Raw genomic sequence first — 24,639 nt, 5'->3', positions numbered from 1 at the left:
ATCAGGATACTACAGACGGATGGAACAGCCGTTTTTGCTAACGGAGGGGAAGTAAGACCAAAGATTGGACGCAAGTCTGTTCTGAGGCATTCCTCTGTGATGTTAGAAACCCACACTATAATCGTTTCGATTTAGTGTGGGTAGTTCACTGGCCTTTCTCTAACAAACTAAATGTCAGCAATTTCTGATTTTCTGCTTGCTGTCGGATTAGGGCTGCTGCAGTTTGAGAGTCTACTGCCTTTGAGAAAAAGAATCCCTGGGCGTACTCACATTTTAACGCTTTTAGTATAGATAGTTGCGAGGATTCTTCGACTCCTTCGGCTACTACATCCATGCCTAAATTGTGGGACAAAGTAACGATCGATCTCACAATTTCTGTCGGGTCAATGCCTCCTTTACTGAAATCGAACTCACCTCCCATCCTGCTAACAAAAGAGCGGTCTATTTTTAAGGTATTGGTGGGGAAGCGGTGCAGGTAGGAAAGCGATGAATAGCCGGTGCCGAAGTCGTCAATGCACAAGTGTATGTTTCGGGTTCTGAGCTGCACCAGCATTGCTGTTACTGATTCGGAATTTTCTATGAGTACGCTTTCGGTAATTTCTAGTTTTAAACTGCTGCCGTCGAGGTGAGTTTCTGCGAGAACTTGGTCGATGTATTCGATTAAATCTGGCTGAGAAAACTGTTTGACAGAAATGTTGACGCTAACGCTTAAGGGGGGGTTGCTGGGAAATAGCTGCTGCCACTGGCGGATTTGGTGGCAAGCTGTGCGGAGTACCCAGCGGCCCAAGGGTACGATCAAGCCGGTTTCTTCGGCGATGGTGATGAATTCGCCGGGGGAAACTAAGCCGCGTTCTGGATGCTGCCAGCGCACTAGGGCCTCAAAACTGGTAATTGTGTTAGTGGCGATCGACACGATCGGCTGGTAGTGAATAATAAACTGGGGCGCTGCGGATAAGGGAGGTAAGGCTGATTCGGGGAATGGGGGAAAGTCTTCTTCTCTGGCCGGCTCTCTAATTGATTCGATCGCCCGCCGCAGGTCGTTTTCTAGCTGCAATAGCCGCAAAGCGTGGGCGTGCATGGAACTGTTGAAAACTTCGTGTCGGGATCTGCCGAGTTCTTTGGCGCGGTACATTGCTGTGTCGGCGTCGCGCAGCAGGGTTGTCGGTTCCAGGTATTCGCCAGAACTCAAAGCTATGCCGATGCTGGCGGTGATAAATACTTCGTGTCCGTCTAGAAGGATAGGGGAGGTGATTTTCTTGTGCAGGCGGTTGACAATGGTGGTAGCTTCATTGATGCCCTCGATGTCTTCTAACAACAGCACAAACTCGTCTCCTCCAAGGCGGGCCACTGTATCTCCGGGCCTCAGACAAGCTTCCAGACGCCGCGCGATCGATACTAGCAGTTGATCGCCGATGGCGTGGCCGAGGGAATCGTTGACTACTTTAAATCTATCTAAATCGAGAAACAGCACCGCAAACAAGTAGTCTTTGCGCCGTTTTGCCATCCTCAGAGCGTGTTCGAGCCGATCGGTAAATAGCGATCGGTTGGGCAATCCGGTGAGGGCGTCGTGAAAAGCATCGTGCAGCAGTTGTTCTTCGGCGAGTTTGCGCTGAGTGATGTCGTGACAGTTAATCACGATTCCCTCGACTGCGGGATCGTACAGCAAGTTGGTGGCTACAGCTTCTACATAACACCAGGAACCGTTGCGGTGGCGGACTCGGTACTCAACTGGGCACTGGCTTCTTTTGGGGTTTTCAATGGCTTTGTGGAGGGTTTCGGTGATCGTGGCGCTGTCGTCGGGGTGAACTATTTCTAAGGCGCTGCGGCCGATCGCCTGGTGGGGCGCGTACCCTAAAATTCGCTTGACGGAAGGGCTGATGTAGCGGAAGATTCCTTCGGCGTCGAGAATGATCGTGATGTCTGTGGCGTTTTCAATCAGCGAGCGAAATCGCTGTTCGCTTTGGCGCAGGGCTGATTCTGCTTGTTTGCGATCGCTGATGTCGAGGGCTACTCCGTCTATAATTACGTCGCCGTTTTCGTTTTTGGAAAATTTAGCGCTGTCTTGCACCCACTTGACCTCCCCAGATCTCAGAACGATGCGGTACTGGCGATCGCACGGCAAAAGACTCGCTCTCGATGCTGCTACGCGGCTGTCGCACGAGCTTTTGTCCTCTGGATGGATGATTTCGGTCAACAGTTCCGGGTGCGAAATCACTTCTTCGGCGCCGATCCCAGTAACTTCGCGCACGCCCGGACTGATGTAGGGCAGGGAGATTGTGCCATCTGGATGCAGCACGGTGCGGTACACTGAGCCGGGAATGTTGGCTGCCATTGTGGCTAGCTGCTGCTGGATGCCGCAGACTGCTGCTTCGGCGCGCTTGCGTTCTGCAAGTTCGGTTTGGGCTTGTTGGTAGAGTTCGGCTTGGTGGATCGCGATCGCGCACTGATCGGATATGGCTTTGACTAGCGATAGTTCTTCTGTAGTCCAAGAGCGGGCTCGATCGCACTGGTAGAGGCAAATTCCTCCCAAAAATGATTGCTGGTAGAGCAGCGGTGCGATCGCGATCGAGTGAAACCCTAAAAATTCCGCTGATGCTTGCAGTTCCGGGCCCAGAGTCGATAACTCGGCGAGGGCGATCGTTTCTCCGCGGGCGAGGGAGAAGCGATAGTGTTGGGCAAAGTCGCAATTTAGACCGATCGCCCGTTCTCTGTCGGCTGCCTTTAAGCTCATGTAGCGAATCCCGATCCAGCCCTCAGCATCTGGCTGCAATATCGCGCAGCCGCTGATTTCGAGAGCTTCGTGCAGTTGATCTGCGGTGGTTTGCAGCACTTCGTCGAGTACAAGGGTGAAGCGCATGGCTTGAACGATGCGGTTGACGATCGCTTCACGAGTCGCTTGCCGCTGAATTTGGGCGATCGCTTCTTGTTGCTGGCGCCGCATTTTGTATTCTTGGAGTGATCGTTCTAAGACTGTTGGCAACCTAAACAGCCGCCCTTTTAATACATAATCGGTCATTCCGGCTTTTATGCACTCAACGGCAGCTTCTTCTCCCAAACTTCCCGTTACTAAAATTAAGGGTATGTCTTGCCCTAATTCCTGCATTAATTTCAATACTTCTAAACCGTTGAAGCCGGGGAGGCGGTAATCTGAGAGTACAGCATCGTACTGGCAATTCTCAAGCAGTTTTCTGCACTCTGTTGCTGTTTCTGCCGTGTCGCACTTAAAATTTACCCCCCCCGCTTCTAAGGCGAGCACTATTAATTCCATATCTTCTGCCATGTCTTCGATAATCAACAATTTTAATGTTGATTCCGCTACCATTTTTAGTAGATAGTTGGTCTGATTTATATCTAACATAAGGTATTGGGGATCTTTTTAATTGGTTATTCGTGTTTGTGATAGTAATTTTTTAGACTAAGTTTGGTTGTTAATTTTATCTCGATATTTTTAGTTATTTTTAGCCAAATCAATTATATACTCTACTCGCAAGACCTTTATTTAGCATCGGCAGTCGAGGGCTGGCAGAACCGATTGGGGATTATCCCAATTTTTAAAAGAGCGTTTTTTAGGAGTACGAGCATCTTGCACAGCCCAGCCTAGATTTTTCGCTTCCATCCCTGACAGTGAATACTCCGGTAACACCAAAATTCGGATGCTCTCACCGATTGTGACTTATTTAAGTGTATAAGAGTTTTAAATTCTGAATTTAAAACTCTTATACACTTAACTTATGAATCTATATTACCGTTTGAGATTGTTTGCCCTAGTTTAAAGTAAAACGTGGCTCCTTGACTAGGTAGGCTTTCGGCCCAAAGCGTGCCGCCGTGGCGGTGAATAATCCGCTGGACGATCGCCAAACCGATGCCCGTACCTTCAAATTCTCTCTGGGAGTGCAGCCTCTGAAAGGCTCCAAACAGGCGATCGGCATATTCCATCGGAAAACCCACGCCGTTATCCTTGACAAAAATCGTCCCATCAGGTAAACCCTCAATAACTATTGTAGCCGGAGTGCGTCCGCGGCTGAACTTGACGGCGTTGCTAATCAAGTTGCTGAACACCTGTTGCAGCAAGGTTGGATCTCCCATTACTGTCGGCAAATCTCCGACGGCAAATTCAACGCTGTGGGGAGTTTGGGCCGGATCTGCGACAGTTGGTGGTCTAGTCAATTTAATCGCATTTTGTACCAAACGGCTCAGATCGATCGGAATTTGCCTCAACTCGCTGCGAGTCACCCGCGACAGGGCGAGCAAACCGTCAATCAACAGGCTCATTTTTTGGCTGCTGTCTTCAATTACTTCCATATAGTGAACTATTTTGGGATCGCTCAAAGCCTCAGTTAATTCTAGCCGCTGTTTCAACGCTTCTACAAAACCTGAAATGTGTCGCAAAGGTGCGCGCAAGTCGTGGGAAACTGAGTAAGAAAAAGATTCTAATTCTTGATTGGCAGCTTCTAATTGCTCTGTGCGTTCTGACAAAGCTTGTTTTGTCTCTACCAACTCAGTGATATCGCGAGAAGTGCCAATTAAAGCATAAACCTCGCCGTCGAGATTTCTGAGGGGAATTTTAAAAGTATCGTAGTAAATAGTCTCGCCAGCAATCACAAATTTATCCTGCAAGTGCATAGTTTTACCTGTTTCAAATACCTCCAGATTTTCTCTACAAAATTTTGCAGCAATTTCGGGAGAAAAACATTCAACAACCGTCTTGCCCTCCATCTCTTTTCTGCTATTTAATCCAGCAGTTATGACCACCGATTGGTTAACAAAAGACAGGCGCATATTCTCGCTATCTACCACAAAAATGTGATCGGGCAAAGCATCAAAAAAAGTTTCTAATTCTGCGGTACGCTGCGCGACTTGAGCTTCTAAAGTTTCGTTGAGTTCTTTAAGTTCAGCTTCTACTCGTTTGCGTTCGGTAATATCTTGACCAATGCTGATACACCTGCCATCGGAAAGACGAACATTTGCCCAAGAAGTGTCGATAATGCGCCCGTCTCTAACTTTTGTTTTGAAGTCGCTCCAGTTCTGATTTGCTGCTTTGATTCCATCCCAAACATATTGACGGTATTCTGGCTGCGGATAAAATTCTGCCCAGATATCCCGGTTTTTGATTTCTGCCAAACTCCAGCCTAGCACTTCTTCCCAGTGGCTGTTTACCCAGTTTATTTGACTGTTTTTGTCTAAGAAGGCGAGCATAATCGGCACGTTGTCGAAGATAGTTTGCAGCAGTTCTTTTTGCTGTTTTAATGATTCTTCGGCTTGTTTGCGATCGCTGATGTCGAGTACGGAACCGATAAATTGTAAAATTTGTCCGTCAGCGGTTCTTTTGAAAAGTTTGGAGCGATCGTGCACCCAGCGCCATTCCCCATTTTTGTGTTTGATTCTGTAGTCTCTGTCATCCGTTTCATCGGGATTTCTGCTGTGTTTTAGTCGCTCCATATCTGTAATTAGCTTTAACAGATCATCGGGATGAACTAAGTTGGCTACAGCGTCTTTACCCAAATCTTGCAATTCTTGGGGAGTGTATCCCAGTATGGCTGTGACCGATTCATTTGCATAAATATTTGTGTTTTCAACTGCATCGTAAATGTAGAGAAAGTTAGGTATAGTTGTAACAATACTCTCTAAAAGTTGCTGATGTTTTTGCAGTTCCAATTCTGCCTGCTTGCGCTCGCTCAAGTCCAGCACAAAACTGACGCCTAACTGCTTTGTTCCTTCTAAAAATGTGCTACCCAGCAGCACAGGAACGCGGCTACCATCGGAGCATATAAATTCTTTTTCAAAGGGAACAACCGTATTTCTAGCCTTCAGTTCGGCAACTTTTTCTGTGTCTAAACGCACGTATTCTGGTGGTGTCATTTCTTGCCAGTTAACTCTTCCGGCAAGCAGCTCGTCCCGCGTATAATTTACCGTGTTTAAAAAAGCGGCGTTGGCATCTGTAATGCTGCCGTTAAGATCCCAAAAAATTAGGCCGATCATGTTAGAATCAACTATGGCTTTAAATTTGGATTCGCTTTGCCGCAACTGGGATTCGACTTGTTTGAGTTCTGTAATGTCGCGGGAGATGGATAAAACTGTTTCTACTGAATTGTCTTCAGCAAATTCGGGAATGACTCGACAGTGGTAATGTTTTATGCCATCGGGAGTGAGAAACTCAAATTCTATGGTTTCTTGTTTGCCGATACCCAAAACTTTCATAAAAGCCTCATCCCACAGGTTGCACAAGTGCGGCGGCATTCCTGATTCTTGGTTGGTTTTGCCAATCAATTTTGCGGGGGCTTTTCCGGTTGCTGATTCTACTGCGTGGTTGATGTAAAGGATGCGTAGTTTGCGATCGAACCGGGCGATAATATCGGTCGCATTTTCGGCGATGGCGCTGAAAGCTTGTTCGCGCCGATGCAGTTCTTCTTGAGCGCGGTGGAAATCGGTTATGTCTCTGGCAAAAGAGAGAATTGAAACTACTCTTCCCGATTCATCGATTAGTGCAGAATTGTACCATTCGCAGTAAATTACTGCGCCATCTTTGGTATAGTTGCGGTTGCGGCAAACGTTGCGGGTTTCTCTGCTTTCTAACAGTTGATTTGTGACGGCGCAGACTTCCTCGAAGTCTTCTTGATAAACTATTGACCATTCGTGCCAGTATTTGCCCATTACTTCTGCTGCACTCCAGCCAAATATTTGTTCGGCCATTGGCGACCACCGCATTACCCGAAATTCGCTGTCCCACTCTACAACTGCCATTGGTGAGTTTTCTAGGTGAAATTCCCGCCGCGAGTTGGCTTTTTTTATTTGAGTTTGAAGTTGCTGCCGGAGTTGCTTCGCCCTGGCCAAGCGATCGCTAAGTTCCTGTGTATTTGCTGAGCCGGCGTTGGCAATGTCAGCAATGGTTTCTGCTGTTTGTTTTTCGAGTTCGTTCCAAGCGAGTTCGAGGGCTGATTCCGCCTCTTCTAGCTCAGTGATGCTGTTCTGAAACAGTGTGGCACTTTTAACTGGAATTTCACGCATAGTTTTGACACTTAGGCAAGTGTTACTTTTAGAATTCAAAATTAAAGCTTAAAAATTAAAAATATGTAATTTCCTGTTAAATTATACATTTTTAATTTTTAGTCTGTGCGTGGAGCAGATCGTTGGAGGCGGCGGGCGTTATTAAATACAGCCAGTCAAAGGATTTGGGGTGCAGATCGATCGGCAATTGTGGTGGATCGATCTAAAACTCTCCTGGGTAAGGGAAGGGTGCGGGCAGGAGCAGGCGCTAAGTATATTTTTGCACAGAGTTGTTGTTTGGGGGCGATCCAAAGGAGATCGGCGTGGATCGGGGCGTCGATCGCATCGCAACTCTGTAGCAGGGCATTGTGTGTGCCGAACGCTGTCTCTACTAAACGAAAGGCGCTTTTCCCGATTCCGGCAGGGGTTTAAACCAGCCCGAATGCGGGTGTGAGGGGCTTGTTGGCACAAATGAAACCGCCCCTACCTACAAATACTCTCCAATCACTTTGGTCAATAAAAAGCTAAAATAAAATCTAAAGTTATTCAGTCTTTTAAATTGCTTATGACTGCTGCTGCACCCTCTTCGATAAAAAACCAAACTCAGTACGAAGCCATTATCGGTCTAGAAACTCATTGTCAATTGAGTACGAATACTAAAATTTTCTCCAGTTCTTCTACCGAATTTGGCAATGCCCCAAATACTAACATTGACCCAATTTGTATGGGAATGCCGGGAGTATTGCCAGTATTAAATCAAAAAGTGCTGGAGTATGCGGTGAAAGCAGGGCTGGCTCTCAACTGCTCCATCGCACCTTACAGTAAGTTTGACCGCAAGCAATATTTCTATCCCGATTTGCCGAAAAATTATCAAATTTCTCAGTTCGATTTGCCGATCGCTACTAACGGTTGGCTAGAAATTGAACTCGTGGATGAGACGGGAAATTCTACTAGAAAAAAAATCGGGATCACTCGCTTGCACATGGAGGAAGATGCCGGAAAATTGGTTCACGGCGGCAGCGATCGGTTGAGCGGTTCAACTTATTCAATGGTGGATTACAACCGCGCCGGTGTGCCTCTAATCGAAATTGTTTCGGAACCGGATTTGCGATCGGGCGCGGAAGCTGCCGAATACGGTCAAGAATTGCGCCGGATCGTGCGCTACATCGGTGTTGGCGACGGGAATATGCAGGAAGGTTCGCTCCGGTGCGACGTGAATATTTCCGTGCGCCCGGTTGGCCAAAAAGAGTTCGGCACGAAGGTGGAAATTAAAAATATGAACTCTTTTAATGCGATCGAACGGGCGATCGATTACGAGATCGAGCGACAAATTCAAGCTGTGGAAAATGGCGAAACCATCGTCCAAGAAACGCGGCTTTGGGATGAAAACAAGCAGTGTACTTTCAGTATGCGGATTAAGGAAGGTGCAAGCGATTATCGGTATTTCCCGGAACCGGATTTACCTCCGATCAAAGTTTCGGCAGAGCAATTGCAGGATTGGCAAGCTCAACTGCCGGAATTGCCGGCCATGAAGCGCCATCGCTACGAAACTGAGCTCGGTCTTTCTCCCTACGACGCGCGGGTGCTGACTGACGACAAAGCGGTGGCGGAGTATTTTGAAAAATCGATCGCCGCCGGCGCTGTGGCTAAACAAGCAGCGAATTGGGTGATGGGCGATATTACTGCTTATCTGAAAAATGAAAAGCTGGCGATCGCAGAAATTCCTTTCCAACCGCAGGATTTAGCCGAACTGCTGGCGCTAATTGAGGCAGGTACGATCAGTGGCAAAATCGCTAAGGATATTTTGCCGGAGTTGCTGGCAAATGGTGGTTCGCCTCAGAAGTTTGTTGAAAGCAAGGGTTTGATTCAAATTTCGGATACTGGGGCGATCGATCGAGCGATCGATGCGGTGTTAGCCGCCAATCCCAAGGAGCTCGAACAGTACCGAGGCGGCAAAACTAAGCTGCTGGGCTTTTTTGTCGGCAAGGTGATGAAGGAAACCGGCGGCCGGGCCGATCCCAAACTGACCAATGAGCTGCTGGTGGCGAAGCTTAACGCCCCAGGTTAAGCAAGTCCTTAAGGGGCAGGGCTGTTTAATTCTCACCAAAAACATGAATTTTGTAGGGGTAGTGCCAAGAGTGCCTACCCCCGACCTAGAGGATTCGATCGGCAGATCAGACCAAGAGGGCCGGCACTCTTGGCACGGCCCCTAGGTCGAAGGAAACAGCCCTGGTTAAGGGGGTCGTGTAGCGGATACAGCGGCGGGCGATCGGTTTTTCCCGATCTCGCCGCGATCCCTGGATGGTAACTTTATAATTAATATACATTTCTTTACAACATCTTCACGTTTGGGGGTGACACCCCTCATCCTGACCGTGTTATATTGTGTTATGTAGATGCACCCTGATGGCAGAGAGAGTTACTTAGGTAGCTCTCTCTTTTTTTTGTCTTTTTTTTTTCCACGGACGTGAAAATACGGATGGGGGAGAGGGGGGTTGGCCATACCGATTCCCGATTACTGATTACCGATTAGCAATTACCGCTTTGAGTCGATTAATATCAACTTTAGTTATTAACTAATTTTGACATTATGAGCGAACAAGCTAGCGAGCTAATCAAGCAGGGGATTTCGCAATATCAGGCACGCCAATTTGAGGCGGCGCTGGGTTCTTGGCAGGAAGCGCTGGCGCTGTATCGCTCAATGGACGATCAGCGCCGATCGGGTGCGGCGCTGGGTAATATGGGCGTAGCTTACGAAGCGCTGGGAAATTATGCTCAGGCGATCGAGTGCTACCAGCAGCATTTGGTGTTAGCGCGGGAAATTGGGGATCGCCGGGGCGAGGCAAATGCTTTGGGAAATCTGGGCAATGCTTGCTGTGCTCTTGAGGATTTTTCTGGTGCTATTGATTACCAGCAGCAGCGTTTGGCGATCGCGCGGGACACTGGCGACGGGCGCTCTGAGTTGGAAACTTTGGGCAATTTGGCGCTAGCTTACGATGCTAATGGAGATTTGCCTGGTGCGATCGAATGCTATCACCAGCAGTTGTCGATCGCGCGCGCCAGCAAGGACGATCGCATTGAGCGCAATGCTCTCAAGAATTTGAAGCTCGGTTACAAGTATTTAGCAGATTATGAGAAGGCCGACGAGTACCGACAGGAGCAATTGGCGATCGTGCGGGAACTGTTTTTAATGGATAAAAATAAGAGTTTTGTACAACTTGCAGAAACAGTTGGTTTGAATCCGATTGAGGATTTTGCTGGGGCTAATTTAAGCGGTTTTGACTTGCACTACGCTGATTTTAACGGTGCGGATTTGCGCGAAACCAACCTCCGGGGAGCAGATTTGACTTTGGCCGATCTCAGCGGTGCTTTGCTGAGCGCTGCTATTTTAATTGATGCTAATTTGTGCAATGCTAATTTGCGGGATGCTGAACTCAGCAGCGCCAATTTGAGCGGTGCTGATTTGCGGACAAAGCTGCCCAGGGCGAATTTGAGCGGTGCAAATTTAACCGGCGCTAATTTGAGCAGTGCTTATTTACCGAATGCGATTTTAGTAAATGCAAATTTGACAAATACTGATTTCAAGAATGCTGATTTAAGCGGTGTAAATTTGAGTGGTGCGATTTTAAACGGTGCTGATTTGAGCCGCGCTGATTTGAAAAATACGGTGGTGGAAAATGCGAAGTTTTTTGGTTGTGTGGGAATTTCGGAAGCCCTGAAGGTTGAATTGAGGGCACGGGGCGGAATTTTTGAGTAGAATGGGAAAGGTTGGTAATTGTAGAGGGTAAGAAAAGCTATGACTGCCGTAACTGTAAAACGATTCTCGATCGCCGAATATCACCGTTTGGGAGAACTGGGATTTTTCGCCCCCGATGACCGAGTTGAATTGATTCGCGGAGAAATTATTATCATGGCTGCTAAAGGTAGGCTGCACTCTTTTTGTAACAGTCTTTTAGTTCAGGAGTTAATCATTTTACTGGCAAGACGCGCTCTTGTGCGCGCACAAGAGCCAATTATTTTGTCTGATGATAGCGAACCAGAGCCTGATGTTGTGATTGCCCGCAATCGAGCTGATCGTTATTTCTCTTCTCACCCGCAGCCTGCTGAGATTTTGTTGGTAATTGAGGTTTCGGATTCTACGTTGAAGTACGATCGCACAACCAAGTTGTCTCTTTATGCTGAGACGGGGATTTCTAATTATTGGATATTTAATTTGGTAGATATTCAACTGGAAATGCACAGCGAACCTTATCAGAAACAAAACGGGAGTTATAGTTATCAATTGCAACGAGTGGTTTTGCCAAATCAGACGGTGGTAATTCCGGGTTTTCCCGATTTGTCTCTGGATTTGTCTTCGGTATTTCCGGCGCAGAGGGGTGACTAAACATTCTGGCTCGATAGCACATATTTTAACTCAATAATTAAAGAGCGATCGAGCTTTTTTCGAGGATATAATGTAAAAGTGCAAAGAAATGATATTATGTCCGGTCGATTACCCCTAATACGGTAGGGGCGGGTTCACGAAAAATATCTGCCAATAATTGACAATCTCAAAAACCGGCCCTTTTAATCGCTATCATCCAAAACAATTTGGTTTCTGACCCCGGATTTATTCGCGGGAAAAATCTAAAATCTAAAATCTAAAATCTAAAATCAGATGACTGCTCAAACTCTCGCCCCCCCAGAACAAAGCGTCCAGCTATCGGGTATCAGTTGGCAAACCTACGAAAATTTGCTTGCCGAAATCGGCGATCGGCAAATTCGACTGACATATAATCGTGGCAATTTGAAAATTATGGTACCTTCTCCAGAACACGAACTTTACAAAAAAGTAATGGGTCGATTTGTTGAAACCCTAGCAGAAGAATTGGAACTCAACATTGCCCCCCGGGGTTCCACAACTTTCAAGCGTCCTGAACTTAGCGGTGTAGAACCTGATGAATGTTTTTACATCCAAAATGTTAGTGCAGTTAAAGGCAAAAAAAGACTGGACATGAATCAAGATCCGCCGCCGGATTTAGTGGTGGAAATTGATATTACCAGCCGTTCGGAAAATAGTTTGCAGATTTATGCGGATTTGGGAGTGCCGGAAGTTTGGATTTATAATGGACTGCGACTCAGAATTAACAGATTGGAAAATGGAGAATACGTTGAGGGCGAGATCAGTTTAGCATTTCCCAGCTTACCGATATTAGAGATTGTTAGATTTTTGGAACAAGCCGAAACAATGGACTATTTGGAATTAGTGAAAGCCTTTCGGAATTGGGTAAAAAGCCAAATTCAGCAAAACCAATGACTGGCGGCTCAAATTAAACAAAATTTACAATTTTACCCAGAAAAAAAAGCTGTGTTGTGATAAAATAGAGATGATAAACTAATTTAAATATCAATTACAGGCTGGGAGTGCCAGCAATTCTACCCGATATGCGATCGCTAGAGTCTCACAACAAATACCCAGATTGCTTGTGGATGCAATTAGAAGCAATTCCAGTTCCATCGGTTGCACCCCAAACCCAGCAGCTCGACATTCACTTGAGTCTGAATTTTAACGAGCATTGGGAACCCCTGCTAGGTGGTCGCGTCAAATTTGGTCTGCAAGGCGGAACGCTCAAACTCTATCTAGAAAACTGCGAAATACCCGTAGCATCACGTCAGTTAGTCGGTTCTTTCCAGCTTTTGCCAATTGAAGAAACCCGGCCCATTCAAAGCAGTGCAGAAATTTTAGTAACCGAAAGTCAGCGGGGAGTTCAGGGCGGGGAGAAGGCGGAAAAAACTAAGGAAACAGAGAGCATATTTTGTCACGTTTCCACAATCAGCGATGATACAACGCCAGCTTGGATTTTTGCAGTAGAACAAGGCAAATCAGTATTAAAAGGTTTGCTAAAAAGTGCTAAGCTGGGAGAAATTACTGCCAAAGAATTTCGGATTGCGGCGGCTTTTGAAGTGGCTAAAGAAGATATTAATCTCACAGATGCTGAGGGTTTGTGGCCGCACGAAATCACGCCAAATCAACATTCGGTTTTAGAAAGAATCCTGACTATATACCTGCAAGCAAATAAACTCCAACCTGCTCTCAGTTGGGCGCTATTCTCCTACAATTTGCCTCCCGTTGAACCGCGCGAAGTGGAAATTCTCCCGGAAGCTGAATCGGAATTGCAGGAAATGGTCGATCGCATTATTTCCGCTGAAACCGACAACTTTGCAGAGTTGGCAAAAATCGCCAATCTCAATCCCGCACTAGATTTCGCGGGTAGCAGCTTGCGCGGAACGACTTTAAGTGCAGTGGATTTTAGCAGCGCAAATCTCGATCGGGCAAATTTCCGGGGTGCAACCTTAAACGATGCCGATTTCAGCGACGCCAACCTGCAAAATGCCAAATTCGGTGGTGCAGATTTGAGTGGTGCTTTCTTAGGAAATGCTGATTTAAGCGGTGCAGATTTGCACAAAGCAAGTCTAGCTTTAGCTAACCTCAGCGGTGCCAATTTGAGCGACGCAAATCTGCTGGAAGTGAACTTAACAAATACTAATTTCAGTGGTGCGAATGTCGAGTCAGCCAGATTCGGGAATAATTCAGGAATCGATGAGGAGATGCAGGTGAATCTACAGCAGCGGGGCGCGATTTTTGAAGAGGTTTAGTCGCTAAGTGGGAATCCCTTTCCTCCATCTGCATCCATCGTGGCACGGGCGTCTCGCCTGTGCGATGGAATTTCACCTTTAAACTATCGCCTCTTAAAAAAGTTGCTTCTTAATCCTAACTCTCTAACTACATTTATAGAGAGCGATGAACCGTAGCTGTTAAGAGGGGAAACAGGCATTTCTTGCCAACACTGACGGCAAAACCAGTATACTTGACTGTGGCGAAGGTGACGCAGCATTTGATTAGTGCAGCAAGGACAGCTTGTCATAAAAACCTCTTTTTTATCGAAAGTGTATTTGTCTCTTGTTGCCAAGTGCTGTAAGCTGGGTTGAAGCAGCAACTCTATGAATTTAGAGGTAAGAAGTAAAGATTTGGTAAAGAATACAAGGTTGTTAAGGAATTGATGCAAATCGAAATATTTCGTAAAAATAGCAATAACTGAGAGAAATTGTATCCAACAATTCCCAGGTTCCCAGAGAGGATAGTCAGTCTAAATCCCAACTTAACACCTTCGCAATCTCAACGGCAAGCATAGTTGGCTCGAGAGGATTGACGATCGCTGCTGCAAGTTGAGATTTGTGGAACCAACTCTGTTGTAAATCTGACCATTTGGCTTTGAGAGTTAGCACCAGAACCGGAATCCCTTGGGTTTCTGGTTGGGTTTTTAGTTCTTTGAGAAATCGCACTCCATCTATTTCGCCGATAGAAACCTCCAAAATAATCGCATCTGGCTGATAGGAACTTGCTTCTCGCAAGCCTTCTAAAGTCGAACCAGCAACTTCGACTTTCCAACCTACCAAATCAGTCAAGCAAGCCTGGATTACCTCCCCTATAGTCGGATTTTTGTGAATTAATAAAAGTCTTTTTGTAGTCATACCAATAACTTACAAACGCTTCATTTATTTTTTGAACAAAAGCCTGTAAAATAGTAGCCCTGTCTGGGTGTTTGGCGGGGTTGTCACGCCCCCAGGGTGAGTTTGGGAAGCCTACCAAGAGGAATATTAAGATTGTAAATTCTTAAGAATCCTGGGTCTGCCATACCGGGGAGTGTCAATCGATTTTAGATTTTAGATTTTAGATTAAAGAATTGAAGCATTGACCCTAGGGATAAATACGTTCGGCAAGTTTCATCGGATACAGGTTTTTTATTTCTGGGTCCTGAGTTTGCGCGTTGGAATGAATCACGTGGCGGGTATCCTGGATGCTTGATTGTCAATCATCCCATCCCAACATCTCTGCCACTTTTCCCGGCAGGGTAGTGGCTTCAAATGGTTTGGGGATTAGCCCAGCAATACCCATTTCGGCAAATTTAGCCCGATCGCTCGGCAGAACTCTTGCTGTCAGCAGAATCACTGGAATCGATCGAGTTATGGGATCGGATTGGAGACGATCGTACACAGCAAACCCATCCATTCCCGGCATTGATACATCCAGCAAAATAGCATTAGGTCGTTCTGTTTGTAGGATTTGTAAACATTCTTGTCCTGATGCCGCCACCAGGGTATTCCATCCCGCGAGGTCTTCCAGGCACAACTGTACCAGTTCGCGGAGGTGTTCTTGGTCATCAACGATGAGAATTTGCTTCCCTATCATCTTGTTTTCGGGCAGGAGACTGCGATCATAATTAGGTAGTTGCAAAGTGTTCATTTTTTTGTTGATTAGAAATCAATTTTTCGGTTGCCAATTGGGTCTCAAATACAGATCTTTAAGCAATCGCTCAAAGATGTGTATCTGAGAGTTGAATCCGAACTTTGGATGGCGGAATGCTCAACTCTTTAGCAAGCTGAATGGTTAAACCATCAGAGTGTATTTCAGTCCCATAGATTTCAGGATGTACGCGGTGGGGCAACGGGAGGAGACTTTGAAATCTACTAGGAAGTAAATAACCTTCTACTCCCACAGCTTCGGTATGTTGACCTTGGATTAAAACAGTTTCAGGAGTGATTTGGAGATTCAATTTGACAAGATGAATGTCAGGAATGTGAACTTTAAGGATCAGTGTCAGCTTCTTTTCTTGAATTTTAATACCTGCGATCGGTGTTTCCTCTGTATGAGCAATCCAAAGTGTGGATTGCTGACAACCAGTGGGAAAACGGGAAAATGAACCTGCGAGATCCTGATTTATATCATTCAAAGCCTGAAAAGCATTCATTGAGTCTCCTCCTAATGCCAAGAACTGTTAGCTGCATAACAGAAGACTAAATAGCAACGGTAAGGAATTGGTAAAGATTCCGTTATTGTTACAAAAATTCACAAAAAGGGTGAAAGTTATTCAACCCATCCCAAAATCTCTGCTACTTCTTCCGTCAGGGTGATGGGTTCGATCGGTTTGGCAATTACCCCAGCTACCGCCATTTCGGCAAATTTAGCCCGATCGCTGGGCAAGACTTTCGCTGTCAGCAGAATCACTGGAATCGATCGGGTAATCGGATCGGACTGGAGGCTCTCGTACACAGCAAACCCATCCATTCCTGGCATTGATATATCCAGCAAAATAGCGTTGGGTTGTTCTATTTGCACTATTTGTAAACATTCCTCTCCCGATGCTGCCCCCACTGTTTCCCATCCGCCTAAATCTTCTAAGCAGGCTTGCACAAGTTCCCGAAGGTGTTCTTCATCGTCAACAACTAGAATGTGTCTGTGTGTCATCGGATTTTGGATTTTAGATTTTGGATTTCGGATTGATGCTACAGATGAATCTAAGGGTTATTCAATGGTGGGTAAGGGTAGGGTGAAGCAAAATGTGCTGCCTTCACCTAAGATACTTTCGGCCCAGATTTTGCCACCATGTCGCTCAACTATACTGCGACAGATTGCTAAACCTAAACCGGTGCCTCCTTTTTCGCGGGAGTCGGAGGCATCAACTTGCTGAAATCGCCCAAAAATCAGTTCTAGTTTATCTGCTGGAATGCCTCGTCCGCGATCACTAACTTGGAACAGCACAAAGTCTGTCTGGTTTTGGGCACTCAGATGAATTGTAGAATCGGCAGGTGAGAATTTAATCGCATTACTGAGCAAATTTGTTAAGGTTTGGACGATCGCATCTCTTGTTGCCCAGACTTCAGCAGCGGTGGGGGTAACGATTAATGAGATCTGCTGTTGAGTTGCGATCGCCTGCATGCTATCTACTGCTTGCTGCATCAAATCGGCAGCTTGGCAAACGGTTTTCTCCACAATTGCCCGCCCGGAGTCTAGGCGCTCCAAATCTAAAATATCATTAACCAGGTTCACTAATCGATTGGTATCGAGGTGGGCAATTTCAATCATCCGTCTAGATTTTTCGGGCTTTTTATCATAAACCCCACTTTTTATTAGTCCCAATGACATTTGAATTCCTGCCAAAGGAGTGCGAAGTTCATGGCTGACAATACCAATGAACTCATTTTTAATCTGTTCTAGCTTTTGTCGTTCGGTAATATCTTCCCCAATGCTGATAGTTCCAATGATGTTTCCCTCTGAATCTTGCAGCATGGTATTGTTCCAAGCAATAAATCGTTCCTCACCCGATTTTGTCAAGATAGGATTTTGACAATAGGGATGATATTTGTGGGCTAAAACTTCCGAAAAAACAACTTTAATCGATGCTTGAAGAGAACAGGGTAAGAAGTTTTTAAACCAATCTTTTCCCATAACTTCGAGGTAAGTATATCCCGTAATTTTCAAGAAGAAAGGATTAACGTAATTGACATTTCCCTCTATATCAAGTCCGACAACAATCAACTGCACGTTATCCAAGAGCGATCGCCAGCGTCGTTCGGCTTCTCGGATCGTTGCTTCGGCTTGCTGACGTTCTTGCAGTTCGACCTGAAGTTGTCGGTAGAGTTGGGATTGCTGAATGGCGATCGACAATTGGCTGGCAATCTGTTCAAGTAATTCTATTTCCCACGATTGCCATTGACGAGGTGCCGTATTTTGGTATATAGCTAACAAACCCCAGAGATTTTCTATCAAAAATATCGGGAAAACTGCATAACTTTTTGCTTGCAATTGTTCCACTAGCTCGATATGACAGGGTTGAAGTTCAGAGCAGTAAATATTATTAACCACAAAACTTTCATTATTTCGGAATCGACCGCCGTGAGTTTCTTGCAGATAGGTATCTACACAATTGTTTTGAAGATCGCTTCCTATCAGCTTTACCCAATCCTCACCAACTGACTCGAAAATAAAATCACCACTCCAATCATGATTAAATCGATAAATGGCAGTGCGATCGGTTTGTAATGTCTGCCTGATTTCAGTAACAGCAGTATTTAGAACGGCATTCAGATCCAAAGATTGGCGAATCCCTTGAGTAATCCTCCAGAGCAAATGTTCCTTTCGGGATTTCTGTAGTAAGGCTGCTTCCGCCTCTTGTCGAACTTCTTCGAGGTACTTCGCTACTGTAATATCTTGATGAACGGCCACCAAAACATCGCCATACTCGGAATGATTGAATACAGAGCAAGTTGCACTACACCAAAATGGAGTCCCATCTTTCTTGACATTCTGAACTTCATAGCTGAATTCACTGTTTTGTAAAACGGCAGACCGAATAGCTTGATTTACATCTTCAGGACTTACCGATTCGCTGCCATAGTTGAGAATCGCAACGTGTTGACCGTTAAGTTCGCCAAAGTCATAGCCAAACATCCGCTCAAATTTAGGATTGGCATAGACAATGGCTGCATTATCTGCTCTTACTAAACAAATGCCTTCTGCCATGTTGCGGGTAATGACAGCCTGAAGCTCAAGCATTTGTTCGGCTTGTTTAAGTTTAGTCAGATCGCGCAGACTGACGATTACCCCTACAATCTTTTCGCCTATATCACGTAAAGGCGTATAGGTAACGCTCAAAAATTGCCTGACTAAATTGGGAGAGTCAAACCAGTTTTCATACTGAATTGTTTCGCCAGCCAAACATCTGTCTAACCTAGGTTTAATCAAGTGATCGAATACGTCTGCATCCAGGATATTTCTAACAGAATTTCCGATAACTTCGCTTTCAGATTTGTTGCACCAAGTCAAATAAGCTTGATTAACTATTTGATAAATATAGTTGCTATTCATCAGTACAATCATATCTGTTGTATGAAATAGGATTCGTTCATATTGGCGAAAGGCTTCTTCAGTAAGTTTGCGCTCGGTGATATCAAATACGCTAGAACGACTCATCATGAAGTTACCTGCTTCATCATAAATTGCTGTAGCACTTAAGTTGATCCAAATAAGTTTCCCGTTTTTATTCAAAATCTGAAAATCTAAATTTTCTAGCCATCCTTGTTTCTTAAATAAGGGAAAGTTTAGATCAAATTTTTTTTTACTTTCCAATGTCATTAAATCCCTATAATTTTTCTTATGCACGATTTCATCGCGGGTATAGCCTAACCACTTCAGTTCTGTATCATTAATCCGAATTATTGTTCCTGCTGCATCTAGGGAATGATAGCCACAGGGAGCATTATTATAGAGGTCTTCAACTTGATTGATATATTGTTGCAAGCTATGGTTGATTTCAGTGAGTTCAGCAGTCCGTTCTATGACTCGTTGTTCGAGTTCAGTATTGAGTTGTTGTAGGGCAATTTCTGCTTGTTGTCGCTCCCTCAGTTCCGTTTGTACTCGATCAAATAAATCAGCTTGCTGAATGGCAATTCCAATTTGAGTTGCTAGCTGTCGCATGAGTTCAATTTCTGAGGGTTGCCATTCGCGAGGTTCTGGACAGTGATGGGCAATCAATAATCCCCAAAGTTCTTCTCCCTCAAGGATAGGAATAACCAGGTTAGCTCTCACTTGAAAATTTGCCAGGAATTCCCGGTGACAAGTATCAATTCCGGCACTATCAATATCAGATTTAGAGGTAAATAAGCCTTGTTTGAAGGGTTCGATATAGCTTTCAGCAAAGCAAGGATCGTGTATCTGAGTCGATAAGATTGCTGTCCATTCTGAACCAACTGACTCTACCACAACCTTTCCGCTCCAGTCGGGAGCAAATTGGAAGATAATTACGCGATCGCATTGCAGAATGTTTCTGAGGTCAGTTACCGTAGTGTTGAGAATATCTTCTAGTTTAAGGGATGCGGAGAGAGAAAGTGCTGTTTTAGCCAGGATTGGCTGTGGCTGTTGTTGCCATTTCCCATAATCTTCATCAGTATGTTCTATCATGAATCTACTTAATTAATTACATTTTTTACATTGAGGCAAAAACCGGGTTTTTAGCCCTTGTGCGTAATACCAATTTAATGTGAAGTTGCACATATCTCGATCCCCCTCGCATACCCCTGATTGTTGGGGAGTAGGGGTTGACTTTGATCGGAATCTTGTCCCACCCCCTACTCCCCTCCCGCGGGGGGCGCCAGGGTGATCGGATTCTACGGGGCCTCATAAAAAATTGGTATAAGTTTTATTTAAGTATTCCCACCCTGAAGTACAGGACGAGTGCGCTTGATTCGGCTGAGTACCCGCGTGACTAATTCAGGCCCTAGTACCGGCTTGGTAATAAAATCATCGGCTCCCGCTGCAAAGGCTTGTTGGAGAGATTCTGGATCGGTATGGGCTGTCACCACCAAAATCGGTAAATTTTCCCATTGGATATCCTGTCGGACGACCTGACACAATTCTAAGCCACTGACGATCGGCATTTCTAGATCCAGCACTACTAAATCGGGCTTAGTGCTAATTAACACCTCCCAAAATTGCTGTGGTTCTTTGAGAGTTGTCACCTCAATTCCCCAAGGAGTCAGTAACGCTGATAATATAACCAGCATCACAGGGTCATCATCTACGATTAAGACTTTGGCTTCTGAAGTTTTAGGACTCGGTAGAACACGAGCGATGGCTCGAAAAATTTGCTCGGTGGTTGCAGGTTTGTGGAGAAATTGCTTAGCACCTAAGCGCGATACTGCCAAGCGATCGGCAAGACTATCTCGTCCGGTAAAGACAATTATAGGAAGAGTAGGCGATCGCTCGGTCAGTTCTCGCAGTAGCGTCAATCCATCTTCCTCTGTCTCTGCAAAACTTAAATCTAGTAACATCACATCGGGCATTGACAAGGCAAGATGCGATCGGGCAGCAGTAATATTCGGTGCAATTTTCATCCGCAATCCCCCAGCTTCCGATTCTACTGTCAATCGCTCCGTTAATGCAGCATCATCATCAACTACCAAAACCCGATAGTTAAAACTTGAAATAGTAGAAACTGGTGCAGCCGTTGATCTAATAGGTGTTGTGGCTAATTCCTGCTGTAATTCTGTCACCAATTCCGAGAAGCGGGTAATTTCCTCAGCAGTTAAAGAGCGATCGTTTATTAGCAAATGCTCTGCAGAGCGTGCCAATTTCGAGCCTTCGGGATAACCAAAAGATCCCAGATATCCGGCTAATTTATGAGCTTCATGTTTTGCCGCTTGCTGTAATTCTGTTGCTAAATTTCCTGCTAATAGAGCTGTTTTTGCCTGTTCCAATAGAGCAATTTGTTGGTTAAAGCCTCCCCGAAACCGCTCTAACACTTTGTCGCTCTCAGACTTATCTACCCCGCGAGATTGATGTTTTTGGATACTTTTTGTCACCAACTTGTTGAAGTTAAAGGGCGCAGATTGGGTGTACGGTTTCAGTCGATAGCCCATGCCATAAACTGTTTCGATGATTTCTTCAGTTAAGCCACCGGCCTTCAATTTCTTTCTGACATCCTTAATATGAGTGATAATAGCGCGATCGGTTGGTGCGTCATCAAATCCCCACAGCCGATCCAAAATGGCACTGCGGCTAAAAATGCGATCGGGATTTCGCAGTAATAATTCCAGCAGATTATATTCGGTCGGTGTCAGTGAAATTATTTGTTCGCAAAATGTCACTCTACCAGACTCTAAATCTAAACAAAGCTCTCCCCAAGTCAATGTATTAGCCGCTGAATTCTGAGTAGAACCTCCTGGGGAAAGTGCTTTACTGCGTCGCAATAAAGTTCGTATCCTGGCCAGTAATACTTCCGTAGCAAAAGGCTTGCTGATGTAATCATCGGCTCCCGCATCGAGAAGAGCCACCACCTCCGCATCTAAATCCTTAGCCGTGATTAACAGGATCGGTTTGCAGTAGCCTTGCGATCGCAATTGCCGACATAGACTAATTCCATCTAGTTTGGGAACCTGCACGTCTAACAAAATCAGGTCATACTCAATTTCTGCTGCCAAGTCTAGGCCCACTTGTCCATCATTTGCCCGATCGAACCCATAATGATTTGCTTCCAACACCTTAGCCAGTGTTGCACTCAGCAATCGATCGTCCTCTACTAGCAGAATTTTTATCGGAGACTTCTTCATTTTAGCTGTGCGGTTCAATTCCCATGCGATCGACGCACTTTGAGGTCAGGTCTAAGCGTTGCTTTTAACGAAATCACTCATACCCGTTACTACTGCTTTTAGCTTACCATTTTTGCAGTCAAATCACCTAAAAATTGCTGTCACTTCCGCAGTTTAGATAAGACTGATCCCCCATCCATCCATCTGCGTCCATCGTGGCACGGGCGTCTCGCCTGTGCTTCCGAATCGGGTCAAGCGATTTTAGATTTTAGATTTTAGATTTTAGATTGACTTGCGCGAGATAAATGCGGGGGCTTGAGGATTTTCGATTTTCGATTTTCGATTGATTCCACGGATAAATCACGTGGCGGGTACCACCTTTGAAATTCTTGGTCAAAAAGAGCGTGAAGCGAAGCTATCGGGAAGGGGATCGCCCCAAAAAGAGCGATCGCCCTCCCAAACAAATTATCCTTCATCCTCCGACTTTACAGGTCGGGGATGAATACGTTATGCTATTCTAGAAAGTAGACAGCTACAGTAGCCGCCTACTTGTAAAAATGAAAGCTAGAGCAAAAATCTAGAATCCGTCTAGAAAACCCAGAACCTTGATAAACCAATAGTTTCAGGAGAAACAACCAATGAGAGCTGACAAACGTCCTCAACAGTCCTGTGATGTTAGCGTTACCCGTGACGGCAATTCACTCCGACTAGCCTTCCCGAAGCGCCATACTCCTCTCTGGGAACAGTTAAAGGGTAAATCCCTTAAAGGGAAGCCCAACTACCTGTATCTCACCAAGTACGGCTTTAGCGCCGACAACCCAGAAGATTGGAAGCGGGCTACCCAACTAGCTATAGCAATGGAGTCCGACCTCGACCACCCTGAATGGGAAAAGTTATTTGACCCTACCCTTGCCAAGTACGGCTTAGGGGGGGGTAAGTATGCCAAGCTAGCCGATGTACTTCAACTACCAGGTGCTAAACAACCTGAACCCGAAATCACTGTAGGGGAGATGTGGGAAGCTTACTTGGAATGGAAAAAAACTGTTATTGAGGAATCAACCTTTGTAGATGTTTTTAAAACGATGTCCAACACCCTTTTGGGTAAAGTATGGGACAGGAAAACTAACAAACATATTCAATCAGGAATAGATTTATCTGTTTTTCGATTGGATGACAAGGCTAACATTCTAATTGCAATAGAAAATATGAAGATGTCTCGCAAGACATATTTCATAAACGAACTCAATCGAGCCTTTGATTTTTCAAAAATTAAAGGGATGTTAGTTAATCCAACAACCGAAAACCCATTTACTCTTGATAAGTTCAGTACACCCGCTGTTACAACACAGCAAAAGTACGCTTCTAAAATAGTGAATGGGGAAGAAAAAGAATGGCATGAAGTGCAGGATGAGAAAGACCTCGAAAATGACAGACGTGCTTTTACTAAGGAGGAACGTGACACCATCATCAAGGCTTTTTATGAGTCCGAAAAAGCAAGTGACAGAGTTTATGCACCCTTGATTGAGTTCTACTTTTTGACTGGGTGTAGGACTGCTGAAGCGATTCCCCTCACTTGGAAGGATGTTGATTTTGAACGAAATCTAATTCGTTTCAATAAGTCACTAGGCGTGACAACTCGAAAACTGAAAGACACTAAAACAGGTGAGATGCGATTTTTTTACTTTAGTGAGAATTCTCGATTAAGGGAATTGCTACTAAAGTTAAAAAGTGAAAGCTTGAATAACTTAGTTTTTCCAAGTGAGGATGGCAAGTATCGACATCAATCAGCAATCGCTAAAAAATGGCGAGGGTTTAACAATTCTCAGAAATTGAGTGATGGAACTAAGGTTGTCTACACCTATCCGGGCGTGGTTACTCAACTGGCTAATGACGGTAAAATCTCAGGGTATTTACCTCTTTATCACACCCGCCATACCTATATCACCCTCACAGCACACGCTAACAGGCATGACAACAATGCACTACTTTACATTGCAACCGCCTGCGGTAACAGTGTTGACGTAATTCTCAGGCACTACCTAGGAATGGATGAAAAAGTTAAAATCGTAGAAGTTTAACTCCTACTCTCCCCCTACTGACCGCCCCCACAAAGGGCGGTTTTTTATTGGTCACTTATCCTCCCTGTTTGTATCTTTGCCTGTATTTTCTGGCGTAGGCGCCAACTGTAGGCGGCTACTTGTGAATATTGGCGCCTACACACTAAAAAACCCGGTTGTTACACCGGGCAAAACCCTAACCTTTGAAAACCAATTTAGCCAACCGGGGGAACTGTTTGTTCTGACATCCGACTTACCAGCTCTTGTAGTTGAGACTGAGTGACACTTTCGTCTGTTACGTCTAACCCATTTTTTTCCTCAAGTGCGGCGATACGCTCTGAGAGGATAGCGTCCCGTTGTACCAACATTTTAAATGCTTCAATAATTAGCGTCCAAACGTTCATTGTGACTGTCCTTACGTGTACCGATGATGTATCAACCATAACACACTTACCTTGCTTTAACGCGACAAAAGCTACGGCTATCACGGTAGAACAAAAAATCAATGTATTATTTTATATCAAATATTTAAAAGTAGGAGAGGTTAGGTTAGCTACTGCCAGCATTTTTACGAGTAGCCGCCAACTGTAGGCGGCTACTCTAGGAAATACACCAAGAAACTTACTTTAACTTTTTCTCTTTAAGCTTTTTGACTATCTCCTTTAACTCTGGCTTCATATCGCTTTTTTTAGGG

16 protein-coding genes are annotated in these 24,639 nt (G+C 45.1%); 7 read left to right on the top strand and 9 right to left on the bottom strand.

All coding sequences use genetic code 11. The features are described from left to right. Positions 1-145: 145 nt before the first annotated feature. Both QUB10_RS29355 and QUB10_RS29350 read right to left on the bottom strand, forming a co-directional pair. On the bottom strand, positions 146-3,358 hold the full coding sequence (locus tag QUB10_RS29355; protein ID WP_333257867.1) for an EAL domain-containing protein: 3,213 nt from the start codon (positions 3,356-3,358) through the stop codon (positions 146-148). Positions 3,359-3,729: 371 nt separating this feature from the next. Beyond that, positions 3,730-7,005, bottom strand: a complete 3,276-nt coding sequence (locus QUB10_RS29350; RefSeq protein ID WP_333206734.1) for a PAS domain S-box protein — start codon at positions 7,003-7,005, stop codon at positions 3,730-3,732. A gap of 544 nt (positions 7,006-7,549) precedes the next feature. Here QUB10_RS29350 and gatB point away from each other — a divergent pair. The 5 genes from gatB (at position 7,550) to QUB10_RS29325 (ending at position 13,620) form a co-directional block, all read left to right on the top strand. Next, complete coding sequence (gene gatB, locus QUB10_RS29345) at positions 7,550-9,052, top strand: Asp-tRNA(Asn)/Glu-tRNA(Gln) amidotransferase subunit GatB (RefSeq protein WP_333206733.1); 1,503 nt, start codon at positions 7,550-7,552, stop codon at positions 9,050-9,052. Between the two features lie 522 nt (positions 9,053-9,574). Beyond that, positions 9,575-10,741, top strand: coding sequence for a pentapeptide repeat-containing protein (locus tag QUB10_RS29340; protein WP_333206732.1), 1,167 nt, complete (start codon positions 9,575-9,577; stop codon positions 10,739-10,741). 39 nt (positions 10,742-10,780) lie between these two features. Beyond that, complete coding sequence (locus QUB10_RS29335) at positions 10,781-11,368, top strand: Uma2 family endonuclease (RefSeq protein ID WP_333206731.1); 588 nt, start codon at positions 10,781-10,783, stop codon at positions 11,366-11,368. 273 nt (positions 11,369-11,641) lie between these two features. After that, positions 11,642-12,280: a Uma2 family endonuclease gene (locus QUB10_RS29330; RefSeq protein WP_333206730.1), complete on the top strand. Its 639-nt coding sequence runs from the start codon at positions 11,642-11,644 to the stop codon at positions 12,278-12,280. Positions 12,281-12,387: 107 nt separating this feature from the next. Then, entirely contained in the window at positions 12,388-13,620 is a 1,233-nt protein-coding gene (locus tag QUB10_RS29325; RefSeq protein WP_333206729.1) for a pentapeptide repeat-containing protein, read from the top strand. Between the two features lie 486 nt (positions 13,621-14,106). Here the strand turns inward: QUB10_RS29325 and QUB10_RS29320 are convergent, their stop codons facing one another. From QUB10_RS29320 to QUB10_RS29295, 6 genes are all read right to left on the bottom strand, one after another. Beyond that, positions 14,107-14,496 (bottom strand): response regulator, encoded by a 390-nt coding sequence (locus QUB10_RS29320; protein ID WP_333206728.1) that lies wholly within the window; start codon positions 14,494-14,496, stop codon positions 14,107-14,109. 337 nt (positions 14,497-14,833) lie between these two features. Next, positions 14,834-15,214 (bottom strand): response regulator, encoded by a 381-nt coding sequence (locus QUB10_RS29315; protein ID WP_333206736.1) that lies wholly within the window; start codon positions 15,212-15,214, stop codon positions 14,834-14,836. 124 nt (positions 15,215-15,338) lie between these two features. Further along, positions 15,339-15,773 (bottom strand): hypothetical protein, encoded by a 435-nt coding sequence (locus tag QUB10_RS29310; RefSeq protein ID WP_333206727.1) that lies wholly within the window; start codon positions 15,771-15,773, stop codon positions 15,339-15,341. A 116-nt stretch (positions 15,774-15,889) separates the two neighbouring features. Continuing rightward, a complete protein-coding gene (locus QUB10_RS29305; protein ID WP_333206726.1) occupies positions 15,890-16,270 on the bottom strand; it encodes a response regulator in 381 nt (126 codons plus the stop codon). Positions 16,271-16,327: 57 nt separating this feature from the next. Beyond that, positions 16,328-19,762, bottom strand: coding sequence for a PAS domain S-box protein (locus QUB10_RS29300; protein ID WP_333206725.1), 3,435 nt, complete (start codon positions 19,760-19,762; stop codon positions 16,328-16,330). 242 nt (positions 19,763-20,004) lie between these two features. After that, entirely contained in the window at positions 20,005-21,909 is a 1,905-nt protein-coding gene (locus QUB10_RS29295; RefSeq protein WP_333206724.1) for a response regulator, read from the bottom strand. Between the two features lie 343 nt (positions 21,910-22,252). Between QUB10_RS29295 and QUB10_RS29290 the strand changes: the two genes are divergently transcribed. Together QUB10_RS29290 and QUB10_RS29285 are read left to right on the top strand one after the other, a co-directional pair. After that, positions 22,253-22,390 carry a hypothetical protein gene (locus QUB10_RS29290; protein WP_333206723.1) on the top strand — a complete coding sequence of 46 codons (138 nt, stop codon included), beginning with the start codon at positions 22,253-22,255 and terminating at the stop codon, positions 22,388-22,390. 136 nt (positions 22,391-22,526) lie between these two features. Then, positions 22,527-23,966, top strand: a complete 1,440-nt coding sequence (locus tag QUB10_RS29285) for a tyrosine-type recombinase/integrase (protein ID WP_333206722.1) — start codon at positions 22,527-22,529, stop codon at positions 23,964-23,966. Positions 23,967-24,160: 194 nt separating this feature from the next. Here QUB10_RS29285 and QUB10_RS29280 read toward each other — a convergent pair whose 3' ends face one another. Then, entirely contained in the window at positions 24,161-24,349 is a 189-nt protein-coding gene (locus QUB10_RS29280; protein WP_333206721.1) for a hypothetical protein, read from the bottom strand. Between the last annotated feature and the right edge of the window lie 290 nt (positions 24,350-24,639).

The sequence above is a fragment of the Microcoleus sp. B5-D4 genome (assembly GCF_036705145.1).
GTDB lineage: Bacteria > Cyanobacteriota > Cyanobacteriia > Cyanobacteriales > Microcoleaceae > Microcoleus.
The sequence above is the reverse complement of the archived record's forward strand: the minus strand, read 5'-3'. Positions and strand labels throughout refer to the sequence as shown.